The organism is Streptomyces sp. 3-6, assembly GCF_056323165.1.
In genome coordinates this window covers 1-13,755 of the sequence record NZ_JBWHZP010000007.1, presented here as the reverse complement: position 1 = coordinate 13,755, position 13,755 = coordinate 1, and the positions used below count along the sequence as shown (strand labels likewise).

The window sequence follows — 13,755 nt, the reverse complement described above, 5'->3', positions numbered from 1 at the left end:
GTCCGGCTCATCAGCACCAGCGTGGCGCGGGCCCGATGTTGTCGATGTAGCGTGCGGCTCCCCAGGCCCAGGTGCCGTCCGTGAGGAGGTACCAGAGCGGGTTGCCGTTCACGTTGTCGCCGGGGACCTTGCAGAAGATCGAGACGACCTCACCGCGGTGCGCGTACCGGATGACCTGGGAGCCACGGGTCGGCGCGCTGCGCAGGGCCAGCCGGTCCGCCGTCACGACACCCCGGTACTCGCCCTGGTCGCCGTGGTGGCCGCCGCTCATCTGGCCCCAGTCGGCCTGGCCGCCGGTGCCGTTGCCGCCCTGCTGGTGGCCCTGCCCGCTGGTTCCGGTGCCGTTCTGCTGGCCCCAGGCGCTGTTCCCGCCCTGCTGGTGGGTGCCGCCGCTCTGCTGGCCGGAGCCGCCGTCGCCGGTGCCGCCGGTGCCGTTCTGCTGGCTCCACGGCGTCTCGTCGGCGGGGGCGGTGCCGGTGCTCGCGACGGCCGGCGTGACGGCGGTCGCCAGTGCGAGCGCACCGGCCGCGAGCGCTATGGGCAGCCGGCGGATCGAGGGGGAGCGCAGGGACATGGCGATACCTCCATACGAGGTCGAAAGCAGGGAAAGCTGACTTGTCGCCACAGTAGGAGCCACCCACGGGGCCCCGCCCGCCCTGCTGCGCCATCGGAGAAGCCGTCAGGTCACTCCACCGGCGGTCGCGGACGCCTCCTGAGGCAGGGTCAGCCTGGCCACGGCACCGCCCTCCGGAGCGTTCGACAGCTCCAGCCGGGCACCGAGCACCTCGGCCTGCCCCAGCGCGATGGTCAGGCCCAGCCCGTGCCCCTTCGACCCGCTCTCCGTACGGAACCGCTGCGGCCCGTGCGCGACCAGGTAGTCAGGGAAGCCGTCGCCGTGGTCGCGCACCGTCACCACCGGCCCGTCGACGGTCAGCGTCACCGGCGCCCGCCCGTGCCGGTGCGCGTTGGCGACCAGATTGCCCAGCACCCGTTCCAGCCGCCGCCGGTCCGTCTCCACGGCGGTGTCCCGCACCACGGCGACCTCCGTGTCCGTCCCCGACCCCCGCACCACCCGCCGGGCCAGCTCCCCGAGCCACTCGGTGTCCAGCTCCAGCCGCTCCCGCCCGGCGTCCAGCCGGGAGATCTCCAGCAGGTCCTCGGTGAGCGTGCGCAACGCCGCCACCCTGTCCCGCACCAGCTCCGTCGGCCGGCCCGGCGGCAGCAGCTCGGCCGCCGCGTGCAGGCCGGTCAGCGGGGTGCGCAGCTCGTGCGCCACGTCCGCCGTGAACCGCTGCTCGGCGAGCAGCTTGCCCTGCAGCGACGCCGCCATGGTGTCCAGCGCGGCGGCCACCGCCGCCACCTCGTCCTGCGGCCGGGTGCGGTCCCTGGCCCGCGGATCCTCCACGCGTGCGTCGAGATCGCCGGCGCTGATCCGCCGCGCCACCCGCGCGGTGGTGTGCAGCCGCCGCGTCACCCGGGTCACCGCGAAGGCGCCCAGGAGCAGCGTGGTGCCGATCGCCAGGCCCGAGGACCACACGATGGCGCTGTCCAGCCCGTCGATCGTGCGCTCGCCCTGCGAGTAGTCGACCCACACCGCCAGCGCCCGTCCGCCGTCCAGCGGCCCGGCCGCCCACATCGCGGGCAGCCCGTCGTGCTCGGCGACCATGGTGCCGCGCTCCCCGGACACCGCCAGCCGGCGCAGCTCGTCCGGCAGCTGAGCCGGGTCCACCCCGGCGTCGCGGCGCGGCGACTCCCCGGCCTCGTACGCCTCGGTCGCCTCCGCCAGCCGCCGCAGCGCCAGCTCACGCGCCTGCCCGACGGTCTGGTCGGTCACCTGCACGTGCACCAGGACACCGAGCAGCGCCGCCAGCGCGCAGCACATCACGGTGATGAAGACGGCCGTCTTCAGGGCCAGGGGCCCGGCCCAGCGGGGGAGCGCGCGTCTCACCGCGCGCCCGCCGGGGACTGCGGGGAACGGGCCGACGGGACGCCCCCGGCCGCCGGGGGGTGCGAGGGCTCGGGGGACTGCCGGGGTTCCCGGGGCTCTCGGGCGTCCGGGGACTGCCGGGGCGCCGGGGACGTGGGAGACGCCGACGCCGACGCCGGGTCCGAGGGCCGGCCGGACCGCGAGGGCCTCGGGCGGGCCGACGCGCCCGTGCGCAGCATCTCGTCGTGTGTCAGCAGCATCGCCCGCTGCTCCGGGTCCCAGGTCCACTGGAGCCGGTACTCGTACCCGGCGACCTCGGAGGGGGAACGGATGATCACCGACCGCCGGGCCAGCTCGACCCCGCTCAGGGCGTCGTCGTAGGACATGATCCGCGTGAGCCGGTTCCGCCCGGCGGTGTAGACGCGCACGGCGGTCAGCTTCTCCGGGAGCAGCCGGAACCCCAGCGTCAGCTCGGCGCGGCCGTCACCGGTGAGGTCGCGGTAGTACGGCTCCAGCACCGGACAGCCGTCCTCGCCCTGCCGCCCACCGGGCTTCGCGGACCCCGGTCCGTCGGCGCAGTCACTCATCCGGCGGGCCGTCTCCCGGAAGGGCGCCGCGTCGCCCGCGTAGTCCTCCGGGTGAGCGGCGATCTCGGCGCGCACCACCGCGACCGGGTCCACCGCGCGGATGTCGCCGCCGGGCACGGTGACGCCCTCGATCACCTCGGTGTCCACTTCGCCGAGGTCGAACGCCGGGCTCGACGCGGGCGTCAGCTCCGGCCAGAGCCGGGCCGGACTGATCGCGGTGGGCGTCGCCCCCGCCCCGCGCAGCCTCCCGTCGTCCCCGCAGCCCGCGAGGGCCGCCGTCACCAGCAGGAGACAGGCGGCACGGCGGACGGCGCGCATACGGCGGCTGGCGGGCACTGCACTCCTGGGTTCGTGGGCCGGTGCGCACACACCTTATTCGCGCGGACGTCCCTATTTGGGCACCGGGTGGCCCGCGCGACGCCCGGGGGAGCCGGGGGAGGCCCGTGCGGGGGCGGGTGCGCCGCGTGCCGGGGCGGCCCGGCCCGGGAGGCACCCGCGCCCTGTGCCGGGGGCGCCCGGCACCGGGTAGGACACCGCCCCCCGCCCGGCAGGCCACCCGCGCCCGGTCAGCCGGCCGGCTCCTCCGGCGGCCGGGCCGTGGCGAGTCCCGTGCGGAGGTAGTCCACGAAGACGTCGTTGTGCAGCGCCCAGGACGAGCGCCGGTCCCGGATCAGCCGGATCGCCTCCTCCGCGGTCCTGCCCCGGCGCACCAGTGCGTGCGCGACGACCAGTCCCGAGCGGTTGTACCCGTGGAAGCAGCGGACCAGGACCCGTCGTCCCGCGTCCAGCGCCTCGCCCGCCGCCTCGGCCAGGCGGACGACGCCGGCGAGCTGCCCGCCGTCGAGCGGCCCGTCCGGGATCGGCCACACCTGGTGCTCGACCCCCGCGTCGGGGCCGTGCCCGGGGAGCCGCAGCAGCGACTGCACCAGATCGAACTCCTGCCGCACCACGGCGAACTCCAGCCGCCCGGAACCGCCCCGGAACTGGTGCCCGCCCATCCACAGGCCCGGCACGATCTCGTCCCACGGACGGCCCGGTGCCGGTACGTCGGTCTGCTTCCCGCGGGTACGCAACGGCACCTCCCGTCACCCGCCCGCGAGCGGACCGCCCGGCGGGCCAACCGGTCCCCACGGTAGCCGGGTTCTCGCCCCCGGAGCACCCCGCCCGGGTCCCACGGTGATGGGGTGATGGCGCATGGAGCACCCCGCCTGGTCCCACGGGTCGGGGGTGATGGTGCACGGAGCGGCTGCGTGTCCCGCCGATCCGGCAGCACGGCCGGCAGCGGCTGCACGTCCGCAGCCCGGACGGCGGCCACCTCGCCTCGTACGACCCGGAGGCGGGCGGGCCGGGTCGACCTGGGGGCGCCGACCAGGAGGAGGCGCGAACGGGCGTCCGGGTGTCCGGGCGCCTCCGCGTCACGCGGGGACGCCCGCCGTGCGGTGGCCTCGCCGCGCCGGAGGCTCCCCGAGGCCGGTTCAGGTAGCAGACGCCGGCGGCCGGCCGACCGCTGTGGCCCACCAGCGACGGCCTCCCACCCCGGCATCACGGCCCGGCGACGGCCTCCCGCCCCGCCGTCACGGCCGGCCAGCGGCGCCGCCCCGCCGTCACGGCCCCGGCAGCGGCGCCGCCTCGGCCGGGTCCAGCAGGGGGGCCAGCAGGTCGCCGTGGTCCTGGAGGCGGGGCGGCAGGTCCGGGGCGCGGAACGCCAGCAACTCGGGTGACCGGCACTCCTCGACCTCCTCCCAGGTCACCGGCGCCGACACCAGCGGCTCGGCCCGCGCGCGCAGCGTGTACGGGGTGGCCGTGGTCTTGCGGGCGGCGTTCTGGCTCCAGTCGACGAAGACCTTCCCCGGCCGCAGGCTCCGCGTCATCCGGTGCAGCGCCAGTCGGGGCATGGCCTCCTCCGCCTCCACGGCGAGCTGCTTCGCGTACTCCGACACCCGCTCGGACGAGGCGTCCCGGACCGCCGCGAGCAGGTGCAGGCCCTTCGAGCCCGACGTCTTCGCGTACGTCTCGATCCCGTCGGCCGCGAGCCGCTCCCGGAGCCAGAGCGCGACCTCGCAGCAGTCCACGATCGTCGCCGGAGCACCCGGGTCCAGGTCGAACACGATCCGGTCCGCCTCGGCCGGGTCACCGATGAGCCACTGGTGCGTGTGCAGCTCGGCGACCAGGTTCGCCGCCCACATCAGGCTCGGCAGATCCTGGAGCAGCACCATCCGGGCCGGGCCCTCCGACCGGGGCACTTCGGCGGTGGTGACCCACTCGGGCGTACCGGGCGGCACGTTCTTGGTGAAGAACACCTGGCCGTCGGGGCCGTCCGGGTACCGCAGGAACGACACCGGCCGGTCCCGCAGATGGGGCAGCAGTACGTCGGCGACGGTCGCGTAGTAGTGCAGGACCTCCGCCTTGGTGAAGCCCGTGGCGGGATACAGCACCTTCTCCAGATTGCTGAGCGCGAGCCGTCGCCCCTCCACCTCGGTGATGGGCGCCATACGATGAGAATCCCACGCAAACCGGGGCAAGAACCCCAGGTGTGATCGGCAACGACCGGAAGGGTGCTCACGTGAGATCCATATGGAACGGCGCGATCTCGTTCGGCCTGGTCAGCATCCCGATCAAGCTGGTGAACGCCACCGAGAGCCACGCGATCTCCTTCCGCCAGATCCACACCGAGGACGGCGGGCGGATCCGCTACCGCAAGTTCTGCGAGCTGGAGGACCGCGAGGTCAGCTCGCAGGAGATCGGCAAGGGGTACGAGGACGCGGACGGCTCGATCATCCCGATCACCGACGAGGACCTGGCCCAGCTGCCGCTCCCCACCGCCCGCACGATCGAGATCGTCGCCTTCGTCCCCGCCGACCGGATCGACCCGCTGCAGATGAGTTCCGCGTACTACCTGCAGGCGAGCGGCGCCCCGGCGGCCAAGCCGTACACCCTGCTGCGCGAGGCGCTGAAACGCAGCAACAAGGTCGCCATCGCCAAGTTCGCGCTGCGGGGGCGGGAGCGGCTGGGCATGCTCCGGGTGGTCGAGGACGCCATCGCCATGCACGGCCTGCTCTGGCCCGACGAGGTGCGTGCGCCCGAGGGCGTGGCCCCCGACAGCGACGTCACCGTCCGCGACAAGGAGCTGGACCTGGCGGACGCCCTGATGGACACCCTCGGCGAGGTGGACCTGGAGGACCTGCACGACGAGTACCGCGAGGCCGTGGAGGAGGTCATCGCCGCGAAGGTGGCCGGCGAGGCCCCGCCGGAACTGCCCCAGCCGGAAGGCGGCGGCAAGGTGCTCGACCTGATGGCGGCGCTGGAGAGCAGCGTCCGCGCCGCCCGCGAGTCCCGCGGGGAGGAGGACGCCGAGGTCAAGCAGCTCCCGCAGCGCAAGACGTCCCGCTCGTCGCCCAAGGAGACCGGCGGGAAGAAGTCCGCGTCCACGGCGAAGAAGGCCCCCGCGAAGAAGACGGCCTCGTCGTCGTCCTCGTCGAGGTCCGCCGGAAGCGGGAGCGGGAGCGGCAGTGGCAGTGGCGGGAAGTCGGGCTCGCAGACGCGCAGGTCCACGACCAAGAAGACGTCGTCGGCGAAGAAGACGGCCGCGAAGAAGACTCCGGCCAAGAAGACGGCGTCCCGCAAGCGCTCGGCCTGAGGCACGGGGCGGGCCGGTGCCGGGCGGGCCGGGCGCCGGCCGAGCGGGGTGCCGGGTGGGCTGAGGATCGGGTGGTCGGGGCGCCGGGTGGGCCGAACGGGGTGCTGGGCGGCTGAGGACGTATGACCGGGGCGCCGGGCGGGCGTGGTGATCCACGGGGCAGCCGCCCACGCCCGGGCTCCACTCGCCCTCCGTGTCCTCCGGCCGCCCCTCTCGTGTGGAACGGGTCACGCCCGGCCGGACGCCCGGACCGTCGGTCCGTGGGGTGGTGCCCCTCGGACCGACGGGTCGGCGCCACCCGCGTGGCCTGCCGTTCCGCGCGAACTCACCTGCGTCGCAACGGGCTTGGCGCACCGGTCCCGGCCGTCGCTGTCCGCCCGTCGGAACAAGGGATCCTGGAACGCGAGTTCGGCGTCCTCTCAGGCGGGTGTGCTTCGATGAACGCGATCCGTGGGACTCGTCCGCGGGACGGGGACACCCGGATCGCACGGGAGGACGAGGTCCGGTGGAGGGCATGACCGAGGACGAGTTCGACGCTTTCTACGCGGCCGCGTTCCCCCGTCTGACCGGGCAGCTCTACGCCTTCACCGGGGACCTGGGCGAGGCCCAGGACGTGGTCCAGGAGGCGTTCGTACGGGCGTGGGACCGGCGCCGGAAACTGGTGGCCGACGAAGCCCCCGAGGCGTGGGTGCGCACGGTCGCCATGCGCCTGGCGGTCAGCCGATGGCGGCGGGCCAGGCGCTGGCTGGAGCTGATGCGCGGAACCCCGCCCCCCGAACCCGCCCCGGGCCCCGGTCCCGAGCGCACCGCCCTGGTCGCCGCCCTCCGCCTACTCCCCGAACCGCAGCGCCGGGCCATCGTCCTCCATCATCTGTGCGACTTCAGTGTCGAGCAGGTAGCCTCCGAAACCGGCGCTCCGGTGGGGACGATCAAGGTCAGGCTGTCCCGCGGGAGGGCAGCGCTGGCGAGGCACCTGACGGTGGACGAGGCCGAGGAACCGGCCTGGAGGGAGGGCGGCCGTGTCGGATGAACTCGCCTCGGCCCTGCGGAGGCTGGCAGCCGACCACGAACTCCCGCCCCCCGTCCCCCCGGCCCGCATCCGCCTCCGCGCGGTGCGCCGCGCCCGCCGCCGCCGTACCACCGCCGCCGTCGGCATGACCGCCGCGGCGGCCTGCGCCGTCACCGCGCTCGCCTTCACCCTCCACCCCGGCGACACCGCTGCCGCCCACCGCACCCCCGCCGCGGGCTCCCCGGCTCCCGCCCCCGTCGCCACCGCCCCCGCGAGCCCGGCGACCCCCGCCCCGACCACCACCGACGACGACGTCCTCGACCTGCGCCGGCACACCCTCACCGTCGACCACCGCACCATGCGCCTCGACGCCCCGTCGGAGGACGCCGCCACCCTCCCCGCCGGCAGCGAACTCACCGTGGCCGCCAAGCACGCCGTCAAGGAACTCCCGGCCGAGGCCGTCATCAAGGAGGGCCTCGGCATCAAGGTGCTGTACGTGGTCGAACTCCGGGCCGCCGACCGGACGGCCGTCGTCTACGTCGGCGCCCGCACCGGCGACACCCTCCGCGGGAAGCTCGGCTGGACGGCCCTGAACCCCACCGACGCGAAGTGGTTCTACGCCCACATCAGAGTCGGCGACCGCATCGAGGTGACCGACGGAGCGGCGACGGCATCCGCGTCCAGCTGACCGACGGAGCGGCGCGACGGCGAACGGCTCGTTGCTCGTCACCCGTTGCTCGCGGTTCTCGCAGCCCGCACAGCCCGCAGCCCGCACAGCCCGCAGCCCGCAGCTCGCGGCCGGTGGCTCGCGGCGGGAGTGGAGCGGTCCCCCGCGCGGGCCACGTTCCGTGCGGGCAACGTTCCTTGCTGGCGTCGGGCCGTGCGGGGGACCGGGGACACACGACAGGCTGCCCGGGGACACGACGAGGCGGCCCGTCTCTCCCGACGGGCCGCCCCTTCCCCCGTACTCGGGACGGCGGGCCGCCGGTCGCCCGGCGGTGCCGCCCCGAACCCCTCCCGGAGCCGGTCCGGTCAGCCCCAGACGCTCGTGTAGTTGTACTGACGGTGGTACCGCGGGGTCCACAGGCTCGGGTACGGCTCGCTGATGTTCCCGCACCTGCCCAGCTGGATCGCGCCGCGCCGCCCGGTGTCCATCAGGCACTTGCCGCTGGACGCCTCGACGATCTCCCAGTGGTCGTTGCCCTGGTCCACCCAGCGGAAGTACTGCCCCGGCCCCTGGCAGTGACCGATCACGATCGGGGTGCCGTCCGCCTGCGAGGCGTTCTGGGCGCCCAGACAGTACTTGCCGTACACACCGATGAAGAACAGGCCGGGCGTGGGCGACTGCATGAAGTAGAACCGCTGGTGGAGCTTGCCCTTGCAGTCGAAGCGCTGGACGACCGCCCCCGGGTTCTGCGACGCGCCGCGCACGTCCATGCACTGCCAGGAGTACGAGGCCCGCATCTCGTAGATGGCGGCGTTGTCGATCCAGCCCGTGTAGCGGATCGGCGGATCGGCTGCCGTGGCCATGCCCGGGAACAGCATGACCAGCAAGGACGCCAGAACCGCGAGGATCCCCCCACGGCGCACACATCGAGCCACTGCGCTTCCTCCTTTGCCTGAATTCCGAGCGGTGAGGTGCGCCGGTGCCGTGATCTGATGGCTTGTCGTGTTCAGCACCGGAACGCCCTGAAAGCTAGTGCGTCCGGTCGTCCGGCTGTACCGCCTGTTCAGGGGGGTTGTGTGGGCGGGGAGAGAGTGCGGTGAGCGAGGGTTCCGGGCTCCAGCGGTCCCAGTCGTTCATGATCCCGGCGACCGGCCTCCACCGGGCCGGCCACCTGGTGCTCGGCGTCCTGGCGCCCGCCCAGCACCAGCGGCACAGCCTGCTGTCCCGGGCGGGCGTCACCGTCGCCCTGGCGGTGAGCGTCCTGCTCTTCGCCACCGCCCGCTCCCACGGCTCGGTCACCGTCGGGCGGGTCCTCGCGGACCTGCTCCTCGTCGGCTGCTTCCTCTCGTTCGTCGTGTGCGCCGGCGGCGCGCGGCGTCCGGCGGAGGTCGCTCGGGCGATGCTCCTCGGCGGCTCGGCGAGCGCCGCGTCGGCGGTCGCCCTGCCCCTGCCCCGGCTGCCCGCCGTGGCCGGAGCGGTCGCCGCGCTCCTCGCGACGCACGCGGCCGGCAACCGGCTGACCGACGCGGACGTGGCGGTGGCCGTCGCGCCTCTCCACGCCGTCGTGGCCTCCGCCGTCATGGCCCGCGTCTTCTGGTGGTACCTGCGCCGCCAGGGCAACAGGCCGGACGCGGCCACTGCCACCGGCACTGCCATCGGTACTGCCATCGGTACCGCCACCGGCACTGAGGACGGTGGTGGCGGTGTCACCGTGACGGCGGTCGACTGCGGCGTGGGCTTCGGCCCCGAGAAGGTCCCCCAGAGCCTGGGCCTGGGCCTGGGCCTGCGCCACTCGGTCACCGCCCGGATGAACGAGGCGGGCGGTGCCGCGTCCGTCGACAGCGCCCCCGGCGAGGACACCCGCGTCGCACTGCGGTGGCCGGCATGACGGGCACCATCAGCGTGGGCGCCGTGGACGACGACCGGATGCTGCTCGACGGCCTGCGGCTCTGGCTGGCCGACGTGCCCGGCGTCCACCTGGCGGCCACGGCCCCCACCGTCGACGACCTCCTCACCCCCGCCGCACCCGCCGCCCCGGAGCCACCGCCCATGGACGTCGTCCTCCTGGACCTGCTCCTGCGCGACGGCTCCAGCCCCGCCGACAACATCCGCCGTCTGCGGGCCGCCGGGCCGCGCGTCCTGGTCATCAGCACCGTGGCCGACCGAGGCAGGATCGTCGCGGCGATCGCCGCCGGGGCGGACGGCTACCTGACCAAGGACCACGACCTGCCCACGCTCGTCGGCGCCCTCACCGACATCGCCGCCGGCGGCACCGCCCACTGCCCCGAACTCGCCTTCGCCTGGGCCCACGACGACACACCCGCCCGCCCCGCCCTGTCCCCCAAGGAACGCCAGGTCCTGGTGGAGTACGCCTCCGGACTCACCCTCAAGGCCACGGCCCGCCGCCTCGGCATCAGCCCGCACACCGCCAAGTACTACCTGGACCGGGTGAAGGACAAGTACCAGCAGGCCGGCCGCCCCACGTACACCAAGACAGACCTGGCCGTCCGGGTGCGCGAGGACGGCTGGGGCGTCGACTGAGCCCGTTCCTTCACGGGACGGCCCCGTCACGGGACGCGAACCGCCGGCCGGAGCCGACCGCGTGACCGTGTCCGCAGGCAGCCGTCCACAGCCGTCCACAGCCGTCCACGGCCGTCCGCACCCCCCGCCGGGCGGACCCGGCGGGGGCGTCGTCCCCCCGTCCCGGCTCGTCCCATCCGTCGGCGCGTTCCCGCAGGTCAGACGTTTCCCCGTCCCAAGATGTCCCCAGCCGGGCGCTGGGACGCAGATCGGCCATTAGCGTCCTCCATCGCACCACCGGCGCAGTGGGAAGGCCCACCCGGTAGAAGCACCGTCCAAGGAGAAGCACATTGCGTTCGTACGCCCGTCGCACGGCCACCGTCGCCGCTGCCCTCGGTCTGGCCGTATTCGGCTCCGTCCTGACCTCGCCCGCCGCGCAGGCAGCTCCCAAGCTCACCTGGGAGGAGATCGGTTACAAGAAGGAGCTGAAGAAGGACGGCACCCGCGGCTTCCAGCTGTTCCACCACCCGAACAACATCGGTGCCATCACGTGGGCGGCCGACCCGCTCCTGGGGTCCTGGACCGGTGACACCCTCTACGTCAACGACAAGGAGAGCGACGGCTATTACGTCGTCGGGCAGGTCAAGCGGGTCTCGGACGGAAAGATGATCATCAACATCAGCACCCAGGGCAAGCCCGCCCCTTCCAAGGTCAAGAAGACCAAGAACCTCAAGGAAGGCACCAAGATCCAGTTGCGGGCCTGCATCAAGAAGGGCACCACGAGCCACGGCTGCACCAGCTGGTACTCCGCCAAGGCCTGACCCGCACCGCCGGCTCCGGGCCCGTCCTGGCCCGCGCTGGGTCGGGACGGGCTCGGACGGGCCGGGACGGGCCGCACGAGACAGGGGTCGGCGGGGCCCCGCCGTGACTCCCCGTCCCACCGACTCACCAGTCCACTCGCGGTAGGTGTTCCCCTACCGGGCACCCCACGGTGCCGGTGCCCCGGCCCTCGCCCGCGCGTGGCCGCGCACCCGCACCGGGTGCGGCGGCGCCCCCGTGGTGACCAGTACCAGTTCGCCCCCGTCGTGGGGCGCCCCGAACAGCACGGCCTCACGCAGCCGGGGCTCGACGGCACGCGGGTCGGCGACCACCGGCTCCCCGGGACCGGCCACCCGCACGGCGAACACCCGGTCGCAGACCAGCACCGGGTCACTGCCCGCCACGTCGTCCGCGGCGTACACCCGGACGAGGCCGTCCTCCCCGAGCCGTTCGAGCACCCGCAACGCCGGTACCGGCGCCCGCCGCAGGGCCACCGCCCGCCGACGCGCCAGCAGTCCCGAGCCCAGCAGCGAGAGCCCGGGCAGCCCGGCGACCAGGACCAGCAACTGCCAGTCGAAGGCGTCGTAGGGCTCGGCCACCAGCCGCCGCCACGTCCCGTCCTCCAGCACCGTCACCGTGCCCCCGACGGGGTAGTGCTCCGGGAAGAGCGCGTCGACGGTCACCGTCCTCGTACCGTCGAGACGCACCCGCAGCGACAGGTCGTGCCGCGCGACCACCTCGGCCTCCACGGCGACGGCCGCGTCGGCGCGCCGCTCGTCCGCCCGGATACCGCCGAGCCCCATCCCCACCGCCCAGGCGGCCAGACCGCACAGCGTGGCCCCGACCGCGATCAGGACCGTGCCCCGCTGCAACGGCATCACGGATCCCGGCAGGCGATGCCGTGCCTCCCCTGCCGCCCGCAGGGCGAGCTCCCGCTGCCGGTGCCGGGCCGCCACCCGCTCCCGGGCACCGGCCCAGCACAGCCCGACGGCCGCGATCACCCCGAGGTTCGCCACCGCCGACGCGGCATCCGCGCCCGGCACTTCCGTCAGCCCCACCGAGACGGCCAGCAGGGGCGCGGCGACCAGAACCAGATCCGACCCCCGGGCCGCCCAGTACACGAGCCCCACGGCCAGCCCCAGTTGCGCCATGCCACCCCAGTCCGGCCCGCACGGCACCGCCTCACTGCAGACCGGCCCCGGCTCCACAGCGAAGGCCCACACCAGGGAGGCCAGCAACGCCGACACCGCCCACACCGGCCGCGCCCACGCAGCGGGCCGAGCACGCTCCCACGCCCACGCGTCCCCGGACGACCAACCGACCACACCCGCGGGAACCGAAGCCGACGGTATCGGCACAGGACTCTCGATCACGCTTGGAGTATGGCCGAGGCGGGGGAACGGGGCCCGCGTTTTCCTCCAGGCCCCGTCCACCTCCCCCGTCGGTACGAGGCGTCGCCGCCCAGTGACAACCACCCGGCGGAAACGGACTGTCACAGCTCCCCGAGCGGACAGCCACCCTCGCGCCCGGGGGAGCAGCCCTCCCACCCGGCAGCTCCGCCGCCCCGGCCCACGCGCTTTCGGGAAGCACCCGCGCGGGATGGTCCTCGTCGGACCGACGGCGCGCCACAGTAGTGCCGGACCAGGGCCGTCCGCGCCCGCGAGACGACGCCGAAGCGCCGCCGCGCCCCCCACCTGAGCGGAGCCCCGGCCCGTCAAGCCACAGCGGCCGCGACCTGATCGAGATGCGCACGGGCGACGGAGCCTTCGGGAGCGAGCACCACAACCTTCACCAACGCCGATCGCCGAGCGGGCCCTTTCACCACCCGGCCATGGACTTGTCGAGCACCCCGCTCAGTGCACCGTGAAAGCTGCACCGGACGGTATGCCCCGCCCTGCGGCGGAGGCCGAACCCCTCGGCACACGACAGCAGGAAGCAGCCACCGAGCACAGCCGCCAGGACTGGGCTGTACACGACATACACGAAGCACGCGATGCCGGTCCAGATCAGGACTGGCAGCAGGGAGCCGCGCGACACCAGCCGGAACGTAATCCGTGCCGGCGCCGGAGGCAGTACGGCTCCCTGCCACACGTCATGTGATGTCTCGTCGCACAGTGCTCAGGCCGCATGCGGTCATCACACCACCGGCGAGCGCGGAAGCCGGCGTGGTGATCCGGCAGGAAGCGCCCAGCCCCGAGGCGTCGACCGTTTGTACGGGGCGGCACAGTCCACATGCTCTCCGCCCGCGCCCCACGGGCGGCAGCCCTTCCGCCACCATCCCGTCCTCGCCGCGGCCCTGCCCGCGCCCGCTCCGAACGGCACACCCGCACTTACGCGAAGCCCCGGCCCCAGCGCCTCCGCTGGTGACGGATCTTGGCCATTTCACGCAGGTAGGGGTGCAGCTGAGCCGGGGCCGGTGCACGGACCGTCGACGGGCGCCAGGACGGGGCCGACCGCGGGAACTTCGGGAATCGCGGGGGTCACGTCCGCGGGAGTGGTGTATCGACGGCCACTCGGTGATCTCGTTTTGAGGCTATGCGGTGAGTTCGGTGGGCAGGGTGGTGTCGTCGGTTTCTGACTCGATCGGGT

The 13,755-nt window shown here is 74.1% G+C and carries 13 protein-coding genes; 6 read left to right on the top strand and 7 right to left on the bottom strand.

Features of this window, described 5'->3' with window-relative positions; all coding sequences use genetic code 11:
- Window positions 1–10: 10 nt before the first annotated feature.
- The 5 genes from AC02VZ_RS11645 to ligD form a co-directional block, all read right to left on the bottom strand.
- A complete protein-coding gene (locus AC02VZ_RS11645; protein WP_476475309.1) occupies window positions 11–574 on the bottom strand; it encodes an SH3 domain-containing protein in 564 nt (187 codons plus the stop codon).
- A gap of 105 nt (window positions 575–679) precedes the next feature.
- The gene (locus tag AC02VZ_RS11640) at window positions 680–1,948 is read right to left on the bottom strand and encodes an ATP-binding protein (RefSeq protein WP_432054223.1); all 1,269 of its coding nucleotides are present in this window, start codon (window positions 1,946–1,948) and stop codon (window positions 680–682) included.
- Complete coding sequence (locus tag AC02VZ_RS11635) at window positions 1,945–2,832, bottom strand: hypothetical protein (protein WP_476475406.1); 888 nt, start codon at window positions 2,830–2,832, stop codon at window positions 1,945–1,947. Before AC02VZ_RS11635 ends, AC02VZ_RS11640 begins: the two co-directional genes overlap by 4 nt.
- A gap of 248 nt (window positions 2,833–3,080) precedes the next feature.
- On the bottom strand, window positions 3,081–3,587 hold the full coding sequence (locus AC02VZ_RS11630) for a protein-tyrosine phosphatase family protein (RefSeq protein ID WP_476475308.1): 507 nt from the start codon (window positions 3,585–3,587) through the stop codon (window positions 3,081–3,083).
- Between the two features lie 531 nt (window positions 3,588–4,118).
- Complete coding sequence (ligD, locus tag AC02VZ_RS11625) at window positions 4,119–5,006, bottom strand: non-homologous end-joining DNA ligase (protein WP_476475307.1); 888 nt, start codon at window positions 5,004–5,006, stop codon at window positions 4,119–4,121.
- Window positions 5,007–5,077: 71 nt separating this feature from the next.
- On the opposite strand from ligD, the gene ku reads away from it, so the two are divergent.
- The 3 genes from ku (at window position 5,078) to AC02VZ_RS11610 (ending at window position 7,848) form a co-directional block, all read left to right on the top strand.
- Window positions 5,078–6,151 (top strand): non-homologous end joining protein Ku, encoded by a 1,074-nt coding sequence (ku, locus tag AC02VZ_RS11620; protein WP_476475306.1) that lies wholly within the window; start codon window positions 5,078–5,080, stop codon window positions 6,149–6,151.
- 514 nt (window positions 6,152–6,665) lie between these two features.
- Window positions 6,666–7,181, top strand: a complete 516-nt coding sequence (locus AC02VZ_RS11615) for a SigE family RNA polymerase sigma factor (protein ID WP_362091721.1) — start codon at window positions 6,666–6,668, stop codon at window positions 7,179–7,181.
- Window positions 7,171–7,848 carry a hypothetical protein gene (locus AC02VZ_RS11610; protein ID WP_476475305.1) on the top strand — a complete coding sequence of 226 codons (678 nt, stop codon included), beginning with the start codon at window positions 7,171–7,173 and terminating at the stop codon, window positions 7,846–7,848. The genes AC02VZ_RS11615 and AC02VZ_RS11610 overlap by 11 nt, the downstream gene beginning before the upstream one ends.
- Window positions 7,849–8,192: 344 nt before the next feature.
- Here the strand turns inward: AC02VZ_RS11610 and AC02VZ_RS11605 are convergent, their stop codons facing one another.
- The gene (locus AC02VZ_RS11605; protein WP_432054228.1) at window positions 8,193–8,762 is read right to left on the bottom strand and encodes an RICIN domain-containing protein; all 570 of its coding nucleotides are present in this window, start codon (window positions 8,760–8,762) and stop codon (window positions 8,193–8,195) included.
- A 161-nt stretch (window positions 8,763–8,923) separates the two neighbouring features.
- On the opposite strand from AC02VZ_RS11605, the gene AC02VZ_RS11600 reads away from it, so the two are divergent.
- The 3 genes from AC02VZ_RS11600 (at window position 8,924) to AC02VZ_RS11590 (ending at window position 11,168) form a co-directional block, all read left to right on the top strand.
- Window positions 8,924–9,715: a hypothetical protein gene (locus tag AC02VZ_RS11600; protein WP_476475304.1), complete on the top strand. Its 792-nt coding sequence runs from the start codon at window positions 8,924–8,926 to the stop codon at window positions 9,713–9,715.
- On the top strand, window positions 9,712–10,368 hold the full coding sequence (locus AC02VZ_RS11595; protein WP_476475303.1) for a response regulator: 657 nt from the start codon (window positions 9,712–9,714) through the stop codon (window positions 10,366–10,368). The genes AC02VZ_RS11600 and AC02VZ_RS11595 overlap by 4 nt, the downstream gene beginning before the upstream one ends.
- 329 nt (window positions 10,369–10,697) lie before the next feature.
- Window positions 10,698–11,168: a hypothetical protein gene (locus AC02VZ_RS11590; RefSeq protein WP_432054231.1), complete on the top strand. Its 471-nt coding sequence runs from the start codon at window positions 10,698–10,700 to the stop codon at window positions 11,166–11,168.
- A 153-nt stretch (window positions 11,169–11,321) separates the two neighbouring features.
- Here AC02VZ_RS11590 and AC02VZ_RS11585 read toward each other — a convergent pair whose 3' ends face one another.
- The gene (locus AC02VZ_RS11585; protein ID WP_476475302.1) at window positions 11,322–12,317 is read right to left on the bottom strand and encodes a hypothetical protein; all 996 of its coding nucleotides are present in this window, start codon (window positions 12,315–12,317) and stop codon (window positions 11,322–11,324) included.
- Window positions 12,318–13,755 lie beyond the last annotated feature (1,438 nt).